Source organism: Citrobacter sp. C1 (assembly GCF_014596895.2).
GTDB lineage: Bacteria > Pseudomonadota > Gammaproteobacteria > Enterobacterales > Enterobacteriaceae > Citrobacter > Citrobacter gillenii.
Genome location: NZ_CP115035.1, coordinates 992,225 through 1,009,347 on the forward strand (window position 1 = coordinate 992,225; position 17,123 = coordinate 1,009,347).

Annotated in this window: 4 protein-coding genes and 1 pseudogene; 2 read left to right on the forward strand and 3 right to left on the reverse strand. The window is 54.8% G+C overall.

All coding sequences use genetic code 11. The features are described 5' to 3' along the window. Nucleotides 1-32: 32 nt before the first annotated feature. From IB214_RS04705 to IB214_RS04715, 3 genes are all read right to left on the reverse strand, one after another. Nucleotides 33-1,406, reverse strand: a complete 1,374-nt coding sequence (locus IB214_RS04705) for an HlyD family type I secretion periplasmic adaptor subunit (protein ID WP_117343159.1) — start codon at nt 1,404-1,406, stop codon at nt 33-35. Next, nucleotides 1,393-3,585, reverse strand: coding sequence for a type I secretion system permease/ATPase (locus IB214_RS04710; RefSeq protein WP_223240334.1), 2,193 nt, complete (start codon nt 3,583-3,585; stop codon nt 1,393-1,395). Before IB214_RS04710 ends, IB214_RS04705 begins: the two co-directional genes overlap by 14 nt. Nucleotides 3,586-3,672: 87 nt before the next feature. Beyond that, on the reverse strand, nt 3,673-5,016 hold the full coding sequence (locus IB214_RS04715; protein ID WP_117343161.1) for a TolC family outer membrane protein: 1,344 nt from the start codon (nt 5,014-5,016) through the stop codon (nt 3,673-3,675). 331 nt (nt 5,017-5,347) lie between these two features. On the opposite strand from IB214_RS04715, the gene IB214_RS04720 reads away from it, so the two are divergent. Together IB214_RS04720 and IB214_RS04725 are read left to right on the forward strand one after the other, a co-directional pair. After that, nucleotides 5,348-16,792: a retention module-containing protein gene (locus IB214_RS04720; RefSeq protein WP_348939442.1), complete on the forward strand. Its 11,445-nt coding sequence runs from the start codon at nt 5,348-5,350 to the stop codon at nt 16,790-16,792. A gap of 128 nt (nt 16,793-16,920) precedes the next feature. Beyond that, a pseudogene (locus tag IB214_RS04725) lies at nt 16,921-17,109 on the forward strand (hypothetical protein); the annotation flags it as partial. Nucleotides 17,110-17,123 lie beyond the last annotated feature (14 nt).

Consider the following 17,123-nt stretch of genomic DNA (forward strand, 5'->3'; position numbering starts at 1 on the left):
CCCCCAGGGCTATGACTGGGGGCGCAGAGCCATTAACGTTCTCTCAGTGCTTCCGCACGTGCGCGGATAATCGGTTTGAGTAGATAGCTAAGAATCGTCTTCTTACCGGTGAGAATATCGACGCTGGCCACCATACCGGGAATAATCAACATCGGGTGCTCTTTCGTCCCCAGATAGTTTTTATCCGTTTGCAAACGGACAATATAGAAACTCCGCCCCTGTTTATCCGTAACCGTATCCGGGCTTATCTGTACCACTTCACCTTGCAGGCCACCATAGATGGTGTAGTCGTAGGCGGTAAATTTCACCATCGCGTGCTGGCCCGGATGAAGGAAGGCAATATCGCGCGGTTGTATTTTGGCTTCAACCAACAGCTTGTCATCAAGCGGGACGATCTCCACCAGATCGCTACCGGGTTGAATCACCCCACCGATGGTATTCACCATGACCTGCTGGACGATACCGCGGACCGGCGAGGTGACCATAGTACGATTCACGCGGTCTTCCAGTGCTTTGACGCTGGCCTGCGCCTTACTCAGATTGGTACGGGCTTCGTTTAACTGGGCCAGCGCATCGCTTTGAAAGCGACCGTGACTTTCGCCAATTTTGTTCTCAATCTCTTTTATTTCTGAAGCGACTTTAGGCAACGTCAGGCTGATAGAATTTAACTGCCCGGCGGTTTCTACTTCAGTACGGCGCAGACGCAGCAGCTCGACTTTCGAGATCGCCCCGGAGGCAAGCAGCGGCTCGGACATTTTGATTTCCTGGCGAATTAACCCGAGACTGCGCTTAAACTGATCTTCTTTTGATTCAACATCGCGCAGTTCCTGTTTCTTCTGTACCAACTGCTCTTCAAGTCCGGAGATTTCGTTGTGAAATTGCGCGCGACGGCTGTTGTACAGTTCTGTTTCTCCGCGGGCGACGTCCGGTGCTTTGCTGGCTATCTCTTCTGAGATAACAAAGTCCCGGTTTTCAACCTCTGCTGTCAGGCGTTCCACCTTCGCCCGCAGGCCGAGTTTATCGGCTTCTGTTTCACCGACGTTAGAGGCAAAACGGGTATCGTCGAGATGCAACAGAGGCGTACCGGCGTTAACGATTTGTCCTTCATGCACGTACAGCTCGGTAACAATCCCGCCTTCCAGGTTCTGTATCTTTTGCAGTTTTGACGAGGGGATCGCTTTACCTTCGCCGCGCGTCACTTCGTCGATGCTGGCAAAGCCCGCCCACACAAAGGCCAGCAGCACCAACGCCAGAATCACCCACAGCGTCAGGCGAATCACCCTTGGGGCGTCATCAATAATAGCGTGGCTGACGTCATTGATACTGTCAGTTTGATTTTCATCGCGGGCACGAAAGTAGGGCTGTACAGAGCGGCGGGCGCGAGCCAGGAAATCAGCGAGACGCATTTATCTGCCCCTTTTTTAACGCATCCATCACGACCGCTTTCGGGCCGTCGGCAATGATGCGTCCTTTATCAACAATAATCAGGCGGTCAACCAACGACAGCATTGAGGCGCGATGAGTAACCAGTAATAGCGTTTTACCTGCAATGCAGGGGGCCAGCGCGTGTTTAATCTGCTCTTCGCTGGTGTTGTCCATCGAACTGGTGGGTTCATCCAGCAGCAGCAAAGGGGGATCGAGTAATAACGCACGTGCGAGCGCGACGGCCTGGCGTTGCCCGCCAGAAAGCCGCGAGCCACGCTCGCCGACCTGCAGGTTATAGCCGTCAGGGTGCAGGCGGGCGAAGTCGTTCACTCCCGCCAGTTCTGCCGCGCGCAGCATAGTTTCGTCATCGACATAGCGCGCGCCGCAAAGCAAGTTGTCGCGTAGCGTTCCGCTAAATAACTGGATGTCCTGCGGGACGTAGCCGATGCTGTGGCGCAGATCGTTGACATCCAGCTGGCGCGCATCGACACCGTCGATCAGGATGTTACCGGCACTGGGCGGGTACAAATTAACGATCAATTTACTCAGTGAGCTTTTACCGGAGCCGCTACGACCGATAATGCCTACACGCTCACCGGGCGAAATGGTCAGGTTGATCTTGTTGAGCGACAGGCTTTTTTGTTCCGGGTAGCTGAAGTCCACATCGCGAAATTCTATGCTGCCCTGCAGTTGTTCACGTTTGAGCGGCGTTTCATCTGCCCGGCGTTCCTGCGCCAGCGACATCATTTTCTCGGTACTTTTGATGGTCAGCTTCGCCTGTTGATAGCGGGCAATCAGGCCGGTTAACTGGCCCAGCGGCATTAAGGCGCGACCGTTGAGCATGTAGCAGGCGATCAGGCCGCCCATACTCAGCTTGCCGCCGATTATCATGTATACGCCGACGATGATCATTACCACGCCAGAGATTTGCTGGAACCAGCCGGTCAGGTTGCTGGCCAGGCTGGACAAGGTTTTCACGCGCAGTTCCAGACGACTCAGGCTACCCAGCGTTTGCTCCCACAGATACTGGCGCTCGCTCTGGGCATTATTCACTTTGATGGCATCCAGGCTGCTTAATGTTTCAATCAGCAGCGCCTGGCGTTCGCTGGCCAGGCTCATGGTTTTTTCCACCGCGGCGTTAACCGGTTTTTGCAATGCCCAGCTGCACAGCAGCGCAACCGGCAGCGTGAGGACCGGGATCCACGCCAGCGCCCCGCCGATAATGCCGATGACAACCAGCAGCAGCAGGGTAAAGGGCAGGTCAATAATGGTGGTTAGGGTGAGCGAGGAGAGAAAATCGCGCAGCGACTGAAACTCGTGGATGTTTTGCGCGAAGCTGCCCACGCGCGCAGGGCGCTCCTTCATCTCCATACCGATAATGCGTTCAAACAGGGTCGAGGAGATAATGAGATCACTTTTTTTGCCAGCAATATCCAGGCAGATGCTGCGCAGCATTTTTAAGATCAGATCAAAGACAAAAGCCAGGCAGATACCGACCGCCAGCACCCACAGGGTTACCGTCGCCTGATTCGGCACCACGCGGTCGTAAACGTTCATGGTAAATAGCGGCGTGCCGAGCGCAATCAGGTTGATCAGCAGACTGGCCAGCACAGCATCCATATACAGAAAGCGCGACAGCTTGAGCGTATCTTTAAACCAGGATTTTGTGCGCGGTAAAAATGCTTCTGCCTGCAAATCGAATTCGTGGCGCGGGTGAGCAAAAATTACTTTTCCGGCATAGTTCTGCGTAAGTGTGGTGGCATCGACGGTGATTTCGCCTCCTTCGCTTTCGCTGGGCATAAAGCGGGCGCTACCGTCATCATTCCAGCCAAGTAACACCCCGGTTCCCCCGGAGCGCAGTAATAGAACGGCGGGCAGGGACATGGCGGGGATTTTATCGAGCGCGCGCGTCACCACCCGGGCTTTTAAACCGGCGCGTGCAGCGGCACGGGGGAATATATTCAGTGTGAGCCGATCGTTTTCTAATGGCAGGCCGCTGCTTAATGTTGCTCGACTGGCGGGTTTACCGTGCAAAGAACACAGAATGAGTAAGCTATCTAATAAAGGGTCGTCATTATAGCTACGGGGATCATGATATTGAGAATTTGTGCTATCAGAATTCTCCGGGACTTCATTTAATAATTCAGCTTGTGCACTCATTTTAGCAACCATTTCTGACTGCACGACTTAAAAATAGCATGCTAATAATAAGTGTGCAGCTCAGATGTTTATTTGTATAAATAATGATTAATGAAGTTCCGGCAGGTTATTTCCTGCTGCGGTATCTACAGGTTGCCCCGATGGCGGCGGTGAGATTTTTAGAATACTCATTAATTCACCGGTGCGTTCGCTAATTCGATACCCGCTGGTCATGGCCAGGTAACGTAATTCAACCAGACGACGTTTAGAGGAGAACACTTCATTCTCACTGTCGAGTAAATCCAGCAGCGTACGTTCACCCAGACTAAATTGGTCCTGATAGGCGGTGCGAACTTTCACGCTTCGGTCGGCATATTCTTCCGCCGACGGCAGCTGGGCGCGCGCATTTTGTAATGCAGTCCACGCCAGGCGCAGCTCCTGATTCAACTGGCGCAGGGTGTTATTGCGCACATCCTGAGCCTGTTTATGCAGGTAGGCGCGAGATTCCATGTTGGCTTTGTCGCTGCCGCCCTGGTACAGGTTGTAATGCAGCTTTACCATCGCTTCCCACTCTTCAGTGTGCGCGCGGGTGGTATCGGTGTTATTGCTGATACCCCGAGACAGCTCAACGTCGACACGCGGGTAGAAGGTCGATTTTGACGCTTCATACTGCTGATGTGCGGCTTCGATGTCGGCGTTGGCAGACTTCAGTAACGGGTTGTTGTTTTCCATCCGGTTTTTGGCGTCGGCAAGTGAGGTCGGGAGCTGCGCGTCAATGCTTTCCGGCAGGCTTAACCCTTCAGGATCTTGACCGCTTACACTGACAAACGTGGTCTTCGCGTCTTCCAGGTTGGTTTGCTCAGTGAGCAAATTGTTCCGTGCCTGCGCCAGACGAGCTTCCGCTTGCATAAAGTCGCCGGAGCGGCCCACGCCCTGATCGGTACGCAGTTTTATCTGGTCGTAAATGCGCTCGTGGTTAGCGAGATCATCTTCTGCCAGGCGAACAAACTCCTCGCGCTGCAGCACATCAAAATAGGCCTGAATTACCGTGTAAGCGGTGCTTTCGCTGGTGTTCATCACGCCAAATGCCCGTGAATCAACGGTCGCTTTTTGTCGTGCAACGTCGCTATGGGTGGCAAAACCATTAAACACATTTTGCTCCAGGCTGAGCGTCGCGCCATTGGGGGATTGAGTCAGCCCGTTTGTGCTGCCTGCGGCACGGGTGGTCGCATCATCAATATTTTTACGCCCGGTTTCGGCATTTAAATTCAATGCGGGTAAATATCCACCTTGTGCTGCACGGAGTTCTTTTTCTGCTGAATAGCGACTATTTATAGCCGCATTAACTTCAGGGTGATTGGCTAATGCGTCTTTAACGGTATTGTGTAAGTCTTCTGCATACACGGAATTTATTGAAAACCATGAAAGCAGGAAAACGAAAAACTTCTTCATGACAGGAATGCCTTATATCACACGGTTATGACATCCAGTTGTCGTCGCCATCATCCATTTTCACAAACACGTTATATTAATTAACAAATATGAATTATCTTAATTGACGCTTGCAATCAGCTATTCAGAGATATGTTTTGTCACATCGTGTTTTATTTTTGGTTATTTTTTATTATATTCATTTGCCAGTCAAGTCTCATGTATATGCATTCTAAAAAATGTGTTTTTTTCCACATTGAATATTAATGTTTACATTAAAAGAATGTGTTTTTTGTTCGTTAATATATTAACGAGTTTATAAAAATAATGATGGTATTTAAGTGAGGTTACGGTGAGCAAATTACTCGGTGTGATCAAAGCAATTATTGGACAGGTCTATGTTGTTGAAGCCAATGGCACACAACGACTTGTTCATGAAGGCGACAGGATCTCTCTCGGTGAAGAAATTGTGACCGGTGCCGGCGGCGCGGTCAGTATCTCTCTACCTAACGGGCAGACGGTAGATATTGGGCGTAATAGCCACTGGGGAGAGCACGGGATACAGGTAAGCCATAATCCGAATCATGATGCCCAGGATATTGCCGCCGTACAAAAAGCCATCGCCGATGGTGCGGATCCGACGCAGATACTTGACGCGACCGCAGCGGGTAACGACGAACCGGTGTCGATGGAAGGTGGCGGTGGCGGTCACACGCGGGTTCAGCTTGAACTGACCGGGCAGGTGGTTGATCCTACTGCGGGTTTTGACACCAAGGGACTGGGTAGCCCAAACGGCGATATCAACCTGCCGGTGGCGGGGATCCTGTCCGGGTCTGCCAGTCTTTTCCCACCAGAAGTGACTATTGCGGAGTTTGCAGGCAACGACGGCTACATTAACAAGAATGAATTCCACCGGACGCATTTAAGCGGCACCAGTAACCAGAACCACGTCACGCTGACCTTCACCGATAGCCAAAAAAACACATTCACCGTCGATGTCCCTGTGAGGAACGGTCACTGGTTTATCGATACCGATCTGGGTGGTTTACAGCCAGGGAACGTCACCGTGGTGGCAACGGCCACCGATGTGTCGGGTCGAACGGCACAAACTTTCGACAATGTGCTGATTGATATCACCGGCCCGCGCATCGATATTACGGTAGATAACGTCACGCCAGACAACCTGATTAACTACGAAGAATCTCTCCATACGCAAACCATCATCCATGGGCATGTAGGCGGCGACGCCAAACCTGGCGATATCGTGACCTTACTGGTCGATGGCAAAGAATATACCGGCATTGTGACCGATCCTGGCAATGGCCCGCTGACGTATAACATCCCGGTATTAACTCACGGGTTGCTGAATGACCCAACTTTCCACGCCACGTTAACGTCAACCGATGATGCCGGGAATACCACGACTGTTTCTACGGAGCATCATGTCGAGAGCGATTTGCTGGCACAGAATGCTGTGACCATCGAGACAGTGGCGAATGATGATGTTGTTAACGCCAGTGAAAACCGCATGCCAACGCTGATTACCGGCGTCGCCAGTGGCGATGCCAAAGCGGGCGATCCGGTGACGTTGACTGTTCAGGGAAAAGAATTCCACGGCACGGTTTTCGACGATCATGGTCAACTCCGGTACGAAATTGAGGTGCCAAGGGGAACGCTTAAAGAAGGCGTCAATGATGTGCAGGTGAAGGTGGTTAGCCATGATGATGTGGGTAACGAAGCGACTGCCGTCACACACAAAAACGTGGTGCTGGACACCGTGGCGGCGAACGCCATCAGTATTGATACGGTGGCAGATGACAACACCGTCAACCGCAGTGAGTCCCGTATGCCGACGCTGATTTCTGGCGCAGTGACCGGGGACGCGCAGCCGGGTGATCCGGTGGCGGTGCAGGTGAACGGCCAGACCTTCAACGGCGTGGTGGTCACCGACGAACACGGGGCGCTGCGCTATCACGTGGCGGTGCCGACCTCCGCCCTCCACGAAGGCCGCAACGACGTGCAGGTCACCGTCACCGGTGTGGATACGGCAGGCAACACCGCGGTGGCGGTGCAGAACACCACGGTGACGCTGGATACCCAGGCGGCAAACGCCATCAGTATTGATACCGTGGCGGATGACAATATCGTCAACCGCAGTGAGTCTCGTATGCCGACGCTGATTTCTGGCGCAGTGACCGGGGATGCGCAGCCGGGTGACCCGGTGGCGGTGCAGGTGAACGGCCAGACCTTCAACGGCGTGGTGGTCACCGATGAACACGGGGCGCTGCGCTATAACGTGGCGGTGCCGACCTCCGCCCTCCACGAAGGCCGCAACGACGTGCAGGTCACCGTCACCGGCGTGGATACGGCAGGCAATACCGCGGTGGCGGTGCAGAACACCACGGTGACGCTGGATACCGAGGCACATAACGCCCTGACCATTGATGATGTGACGGCGGATAACATCCTGAACCGCAGCGAACTGTATATGCGTCATCAGGTGGTGACCGGCACCGTCAGCGGGGAGGATGCCCGGGCGGGTGACCGGGTGGATCTGGTCATCAACGGTCACGATTATCACGGGCGGGTGATCGACCTGGGCAACGGCAGCCTGGGCTACCGCATTGCGGTGGACTCCGCCGCCTTTGCGGACAACAGCGGCAAGGTGCTGAAAGATGTTGATGTGCACGCCAGCGTAGTCTCACAGGATGCGGCGGGTAACGTGGCGGTGGCGGTCAGCACCCACACCGTACATCTCGACAACTACGCTGAAAACGGGGTGGATATCCGTCCGGTGGCCACGGATGACGTGGTCAACGCCACAGAAAACCGTATGCCGACAATGATCAGCGGCAAGGTGGGCGGACCGGACGCCAGGGCGGGCGATGTGGTGACCGTCAGCGTGCAGGGAAAGACGTTTACCGGCACAGTGGTGAATGACAACGGCCATCTGCGCTACGAGGTGGCGGTCCCGACGGGCACGCTGCTGCCAGGCCGTAACGGGGTGGTGGTGACGGTGGTCAGCCACGACAAGGCGGGGAATGAAGTGACCGCACTGGATCACCGTACCGTGGTGCTGGACACCGAGGCGCACAACGCCCTGACCATTGATGATGTGACGGCGGATAACATCCTGAACCGCAGCGAACTGTATATGCGTCATCAGGTGGTGACTGGCACCGTCAGCGGGGAAGATGCCCGGGCGGGCGACCGGGTGGATCTGGTCATCAACGGCCACGACTACCACGGGCGGGTGATCGACCTGGGCAACGGCAGCCTGGGCTACCGTATTGCGGTGGACTCCGCCGCCTTTGCGGACAACAGCGGCAAGGTGCTGAAAGATGTTGATGTGCACGCCAGCGTAGTCTCACAGGATGCGGCGGGTAACGAGGCGGTGGCGGTCAGCACCCACACCGTGCATCTCGACAACTACGCTGAAAACGGGGTGGATATCCGTCCGGTGGCCACGGATGACGTGGTCAACGCCACAGAAAACCGCATGCCGACAATGATCAGCGGCAAGGTGGGCGGACCGGACGCCAGGGCGGGCGATGTGGTGACCGTCAGCGTGCAGGGAAAGACGTTTACCGGCACAGTGGTGAATGACAACGGCCATCTGCGCTACGAGGTGGCGGTCCCGACGGGCACGCTGCTGCCAGGCCGTAACGGGGTGGTGGTGACGGTGGTCAGCCACGACAAGGCGGGGAATGAAGTGACCGCACTGGATCACCGTACCGTGGTGCTGGACACCGAGGCGCACAACGCCCTGACCATTGATGATGTGACGGCGGATAACATCCTGAACCGCAGCGAACTGTATATGCGTCATCAGGTGGTGACTGGCACCGTCAGCGGGGAAGATGCCCGGGCGGGCGACCGGGTGGATCTGGTCATCAACGGCCACGACTACCACGGGCGGGTGATCGACCTGGGCAACGGCAGCCTGGGCTACCGTATTGCGGTGGACTCCGCCGCCTTTGCGGACAACAGCGGCAAGGTGCTGAAAGATGTTGATGTGCACGCCAGCGTAGTCTCACAGGATGCGGCGGGTAACGAGGCGGTGGCGGTCAGCACCCACACCGTGCATCTCGACAACTACGCTGAAAACGGGGTGGATATCCGTCCGGTGGCCACGGATGACGTGGTCAACGCCACAGAAAACCGCATGCCGACAATGATCAGCGGCAAGGTGGGCGGACCGGACGCCAGGGCGGGCGATGTGGTGACCGTCAGCGTGCAGGGAAAGACGTTTACCGGCACAGTGGTGAATGACAACGGCCATCTGCGCTACGAGGTGGCGGTCCCGACGGGCACGCTGCTGCCAGGCCGTAACGGGGTGGTGGTGACGGTGGTCAGCCACGACAAGGCGGGGAATGAAGTGACCGCACTGGATCACCGTACCGTGGTGCTGGACACCGAGGCGCACAACGCCCTGACCATTGATGATGTGACGGCGGATAACATCCTGAACCGCAGCGAACTGTATATGCGTCATCAGGTGGTGACTGGCACCGTCAGCGGGGAAGATGCCCGGGCGGGCGACCGGGTGGATCTGGTCATCAACGGCCACGACTACCACGGGCGGGTGATCGACCTGGGCAACGGCAGCCTGGGCTACCGTATTGCGGTGGACTCCGCCGCCTTTGCGGACAACAGCGGCAAGGTGCTGAAAGATGTTGATGTGCACGCCAGCGTAGTCTCACAGGATGCGGCGGGTAACGAGGCGGTGGCGGTCAGCACCCACACCGTGCATCTCGACAACTACGCTGAAAACGGGGTGGATATCCGTCCGGTGGCCACGGATGACGTGGTCAACGCCACAGAAAACCGCATGCCGACAATGATCAGCGGCAAGGTGGGCGGACCGGACGCCAGGGCGGGCGATGTGGTGACCGTCAGCGTGCAGGGAAAGACGTTTACCGGCACAGTGGTGAATGACAACGGCCATCTGCGCTACGAGGTGGCGGTCCCGACGGGCACGCTGCTGCCAGGCCGTAACGGGGTGGTGGTGACGGTGGTCAGCCACGACAAGGCGGGGAATGAAGTGACCGCACTGGATCACCGTACCGTGGTGCTGGACACCGAGGCGCACAACGCCCTGACCATTGATGATGTGACGGCGGATAACATCCTGAACCGCAGCGAACTGTATATGCGTCATCAGGTGGTGACTGGCACCGTCAGCGGGGAAGATGCCCGGGCGGGCGACCGGGTGGATCTTGTTATCAACGGGCACGATTATCACGGGCGGGTGATCGACCTGGGCAACGGCAGCCTGGGCTACCGTATTGCGGTGGACTCCGCCGCCTTTGCGGACAACAGCGGCATGGTGCTGAAAGATGTTGATGTGCACGCCAGCGTAGTCTCACAGGATGCGGCGGGTAACGTGGCGGTGGCGGTCAGCACCCACACCGTGCATATCGACAATTACGCTGAAAACCAGGTGCATATTGATCAAGTAGCCGTCGATGACATTATCAATATTAAAGAGTTTTCAGAAAACGGCGGCGTTACGCATATCACCGGAACAGTGACCGGTATTGACGCGAAAGCAGGCGATGTGGTGACGCTGGAGCTGAAAGGCGGATATACCCTTACAACGACGGTGATTGCGCTGGCGGGTGGTGGGTTAGGTTATAGCTTCCCGGTAAACACCCATATGCTGATAACGCATCCGGAGATTTACGTTACCGTGACCTCAACCGATGCGGCAGGTAACAGCGTCACCCATAGCGAGTCAAAAGCTATCGACTCGGATATGTACACACAGTCGCATATCACCATTGATGGCGTGACCTCTGATAACGTCATCAACATCAAGGAGTCGACGGACAATAACGGTCAAACGAAGATCAGCGGCACGGTGAGCGGAGATGCAAAACTGCATGACACCGTTGAATTGATGATTGATGGTCATCGTTACTCTGGTTTTGTCGAAGCATTGCCTGACGGGAATCTGGGGTATCACATCCTGGTGGATACCCAGTCGCTGGTTAACGATCCGGTGATTCATGCCCGTATCAACACCACCGATAATCACGGTAACGAAAGCACCGCCACGACAGAACGTACCGTTGGGCTCGATCTCGATGCCAGCGCCAGTATCGGTATTGATACCGTGGCAGGTGATGACATTATCAGTCATGCCGAATCTCTGCTGAACACGACGACGATAACAGGACCGGTCGGTGGCGATGCGAAACCTGGCGATGTTGTGACCTTAACGTTCAACAACCAGACCTGGCACGGTAGCGTGGTGCTGCTGGCGGACGGCTCGTTAGGCTACAGCATTCCGGTGAGCACCAAAAACCTGCCTGATGGTGTCGATCAGAACGTGCATGTTTCAATCTCCACCGTCGATGAACACGGTAATCAGTTAACCGTGTCCCACGATCATACGGTGCATATCGACCTGCATGCGGATGCGAAAATCACCATCGATAAGGTGACCGACGATAATGTGCTGAACCACTTTGAACTGGATAAGCCTAAACAGTTGGTGAGCGGTACGGTGGGCGGCGATGCACAGGTCGGTGATGCGGTGAACATTGAGATTAATGGTTACACGTTTACCGGCAAGGTTATCGACCTGGGTGGAGGTAAGCTGGGCTATCAAATTCCAGTTGATTCGGCTGCATTCAGCAATAACCAGGGTAATCAGGATAAAAATGTCACCTTTACGGCAACGGTGACCTCCCACGATGCGGTGGGTAATGAAGTCACCATCGGCACTTCCCACACTGTTCATATCGACAACCATGCAAGGGCTGGTATCACAGTTGATACCGTAGCAGGTGACGATGTGCTCAATGGTGCAGAGGCTGCTCGACATACCACCGAGGTGATGGGTACCGTTTCTGGCGATGTGAAATTCGGCGATAAGGTGCAGATCATCGTCAACGGGCATACCTACAATACAACCGTACAGCACTTACCTGAACATAATGGCGCACTGGGTTATAAACTGGATGTTCTGACCCGCGATCTGCTTAAAGACCCTCATATTATTGCCCAGGTCAATGGCGTGGATGATCCACACAATATTCAGCATGTGCAGACGCCTCACGATCTGACGGTGGATCTGCACGCGAAAGCAATGCTGAGCATCGATCCCGTTACCGGCGATAACCGGGTGAACGGTGACGAATCTCACCAGCCGTTTACCTGGGTAACCGGAAAAGTCGCTGGTGATGTGCACGTCAATGATGTGGTGTATCTGACGGTGAAAGGCCACGTCCTGACAGGGAAAGTTGTCGATCTGGGCGGTGGAGTTCTTGGGTATAGCATCAAGGTCAGCACCGCTGATTTGCTGGCCGACCCGCACTTAACCGCCACCGTCAGCACCACCGATGCGGCGGGCAACGTGGCGAAAGCGGATGCCGAAACGACGGTGATTATTGATACGCGTGTCGACGCAGCAATCAAGATTGATACGGTAACGCCGGATAACACGCTTAACCGCGATGAGCAAATGCAGGGCCATACGCTGGTCAGCGGCACGGTTACCGGCGAAGTGCATCCGGGCGATCCGCTGGTGATGACAATCAACGGGCAGATTTATACCGGGGTGGTGGAAGACCTCGGCGGTAATAAAATGGGCTTCCATATTTCGGTGGCGACGTCCGATATTATCGCCAGCCCACATATCGATGTGTCGATGGATGTCACCGATGCGGCGCAAAACCATGCGCATATTACGGCACACCATAACGTGGGGCTGGATGATAAAGCCTACGCCGCAATCACTATCGATCCGGTCACCAGTGATAAGGTTCTGAACGGTGCTGAGTTGCAGAAAACAACCACCGTAGTGAGCGGGACGGTGGGCGGTGACGCGAAGGCGGGCGATATTGTTCATCTCAATATCGGCGGACATCTGGTGGACACTCAAGTGATTCCGCTGCCGAATTTGGGCGGAACATTAGGCTACAGCGTCGATGTAACTACCCAGTGGTTGCAGCACGATCCGCATATTACCGCCACCATTACCGCCACCGATCCGCATGGCAATAGCGCCACGGCGCAGGCGCAGGATGTCCTGACGATTGACGACCATGCTGTGGCTACGGTGCACATCAACCCTATCGTTACGGCGGATCACGATTCCGTCATCAACTATAACGAGGCGCATAACCCGCTGACAACCGTCACCGGGACGGTGGGCGGTGATGTGCTGGTGGGCGATTGGGTTGAGCTGACCGTCAACAATCAGGTCTATTACGCCCAGGTACAGGACAGTAACGGGCAGCATACCTTTAGCGCGGATGTCTCCACGCTGGACTTGCTGTTGGGTCCGCACATCCATGCGGAAGTGTCGGCCACAGACGCGGCAGGTAACGTGGCATATGGGCATGATGACCGTCCGGTAGTGATTGATACCCATGCCGATGCCAGGATTACGATTGATTCAATGACCACCGGTTTATTGCCTAACATGACGACCCCGCAGGATCTTGCTCCGGGCAGAAAACCTGACTATGTGATTGTCACCGGACATGTTGACCCAGATGCTAAGTTGAATGATGAGGTGATTCTTATTGTTGGGAATGGGATCCGATATACAACCCATGTCATTGAATTACCAAATCACATTCTGGGTTTTCAGGCCTCAGTGAGCACGGGCGATCTCGGTGATAACGGTAATATCACCGTGTCGATTACCACGCATGATGATCATGGTAATACCGCGACGGCAACGGACCACAAACTGATTGATCTGCCATGGACTCACAATCAGGCTGTCAGTGGGAATACGCCGTATATCATGCATAACCCGCCAGCGATCACTACGCCACCAACCGGCACTGGAACGTCAGCGCCGCATCAGCCGCATGTTCATCTGACCGTTGATAAGGTGACGGGTGATGATGTGCTGAACCACGATGAAGCACAAAAAACCACCACGCCGGTGCGCGGGCGGGTGACGGGGGATGTGCATGCCAACGACGTTGTCACCGTCACGGTGAACGGCGTGGACTACCACGGCAAGGTATTTGCGATTCCGGGGCTTTCAGGCGAATTTGGCTACCAGGTTGATGTTCCCTCAAATGTGCTTCAGGCACACCCGACGTTTGATGTCTCTGTTACCGTGACCGAGGGCAATCTGACGGGATCGGATACGCAGCATAAGGTTATTAGCATCGACACCGATAACCCTATCACCATCAACATGAACCCTGTAGCCAGCGATGATGTCATCAATGGCAAAGAAGCGCTTACAGGCAAAACGATGATAACGGGTACGGTTAAAGGCGAAGGGTTACACGATGGCAGCGTGGTGTCCTTACAGGTCAATGGCAATACCTTAACCACCGTGGTGCATAACAATAACGGCACGCTGGAGTGGTCAAAAGAGGTCAGCATTAATGACCTGCGCACCAACCCGACTATTGTTGCGACCATAACCGGCACCGATGCGGCCGGGAACACGGTCACCGGGTCGACGGACCGACATGTCATCGTCGATCTGAACGCCGTTGCGGGGGTGACGATTGATAACATTACCGCTGATAACGTGCTCAACGCGCAGGAGTCTGACGTCACTGTGCATCCGACGACGACGGTGACGGGCTCCGTGACCGGCGATGTGAAGTCCGGCGATATCGTAACGCTGGAAGTGGACAATCATACCTACACCGCGACGGTTGATAACCAGCTGCATTATTCGGTGGATATCGACACCCAACACCTGAACGCCGACCACTCAATTGTGGCGAAAGTCACTGGTCATGACGTTCACGGTAACGATCAGGACGCCAGCTACACGAAGAACTTTACGCGTGATACCACGGCGGCAGCGACGGTGACCATTAACACCGTCGGCGGTGACGATGTCATTAATGCGGATGAAGTGAAGGCAGGCCAGATTGAAGTCAGCGGCACCGTGGGTGGCGATGTGCATAAAGGCGATAAAGTGCATATCACCGTCAATAACATCACGGTGGATGCCGATGTGGTCGAACTGCCGCATATGAACGGACAACTGGGCTACTCCGCGTTAGTGAGCACCGCTGGTCTGCAAACCGATCCCACTATTTACGTTAGCGTGACGGGTGAGGATGCAGCGAAAAATACCCAGACTGCGAACAGTCATAAACCGGTGACCATTGACACCAATGTGGTGGCAGAAATTCATCTGGATAAGGTGTCGGATGATGATGTGTTGAATAACGCGCAAACGAAACTTCAGCACACCAAAATCAGCGGCTATGTCACCGGTGATGTTGACGTTGGCGATCTGGTCACCATCAGGGTCGGCGGCAAAGACCTGGTGGCGAAAGTTACCAGCAGCGGCGGTAAAAAAGTGTTTAGCGTCGATGCCAGCACCGTGGATTTGGTCCATGACCAGAATATTACGGCACATGTGACCGCCCATGATGACGCGGGCAACCGTCAGGAAATCGATACTGCGAAAACCCTCACCATTGATCGGGAGGCGAAGGGGACGGTCGATATCGATAAGGTCACTGCTGACAACGTCCTGAACCAGCAGGAGCTGCAGGCGCTGAAAACGACAATTACCGGTACTGTCGGGGGGGATGCGCAGAAAGGCGATCCAGTAGTCTTAACGATTGGTAACCGTACTTTTAATGGTTCGGTAGCCGTGCTGCCAGGCGGCAAGCTGGGCTATCAGATTGATGTGGATACCGATGTATTAAAAGCCAACACCAGTATTGATGCCAAAGTCACTGGTCATGATGCGCCCGGCAACCCGTACAGCATCCACATATCCCATTCTTACGTGGTTGATGATCATGCCGAAGGCAGAATTTCCATCAACAACGGTATTGCAGGGGATAACGCGGTAAACCAAACGGAATCTCAACACGACACGGTTATTTCAGGCGTCGTTACCGGTGATGCGCAAGTGGGGGATAGCGTCACCCTGACGGTGAACAGTTTCTCCACAACGGTGAAGGTGACACAGGATCCGCACAGCAATAAATTGGTTTATGCAGTTGCGGTACCGGCCAGCGCGCTGAATGAAGGCGATAACGACGTTCAGGTGAAAACCACGGTTAAGGATGCGGCAGGTAACACGCTGGATGTGACCGATCATAAAACCGTGGTGCTGGATACTCACGCTGATGCCACTATCGTGGTGGATAAAATCACCGGCGATAACCACATTTCGCAGGCAGAGTCGCAGAACGCGATCACCCACCTTACCGGCAGCGTAACCGGCGACGTGCATGATGGTGAACACATTACAGCGCGGGTCAATGGTCATCAGTACGATACGGTTATTCATCTGAATAATAACGAACTGCGTTATGACTTTGCGGTGGATACGTCGACCTTGCGTACCGGCCATAATCGCGTCAGCGTGATGGTTGAGGCGAACGATAACCACGGCAATACCACGACACATGCGCAAATGGCTGATGTCACCATGGAAGATCATGCGCCAGTGAAAGCGCATGCGGCAGACAAGGGACAGCACGCCGCAGCACAGCATGCGCTGCACAATCTGTTTGATGACAGCGCATTGTCTTTGTCATACGCGCCAGCGGCATCCGCGCACGGACAGGCGGCAGCCGTACTGGGTCCTGACGATAAAGCGAAGGCCGTGCTCGATAAAGTCGACCTGAGCGATTTGGCCCGTGAGCTGCATGAAGGCGTTGATATTGCGAAGTACATTCAAAGCGGCGGCGATCATCATCTGATTGCCAGCCCGGCGAAGGTTGCGCATGGCATTGACACGGCAGTCTCCACACCGTTGAGTAGCGATGTGCATGCGTCAACGTACTCGCTGGATCACCTGATCGCCAAACCGGAACAAAATCACTCTCACTAACGGAAGCTGACTGCCCTGTGTACACGGGGCAGTCGCGTCACGACATATTAATCTAAGGCAACAAGATGAATGCTGTTCCACCTGATGAACACGGCACTGAAATAGACAACCAACAGTTCCTGGCCATGCTGCAAAAGAGCGACCTGGAGATGGTGCGCGTACTGGATGACTTGATTTACCTGTTGATCCGTAAAGGCGTTATAGCGATTACCGATCTACCGCCGATGGCGCAGGTTAAATTAATGAATCGCGCGAACGCGCGTCAGGAACTCGGGGGGTTAGAACAACTGCTCGGTAACGATGACCGAATTTTTTAACGGCAACAGACAGC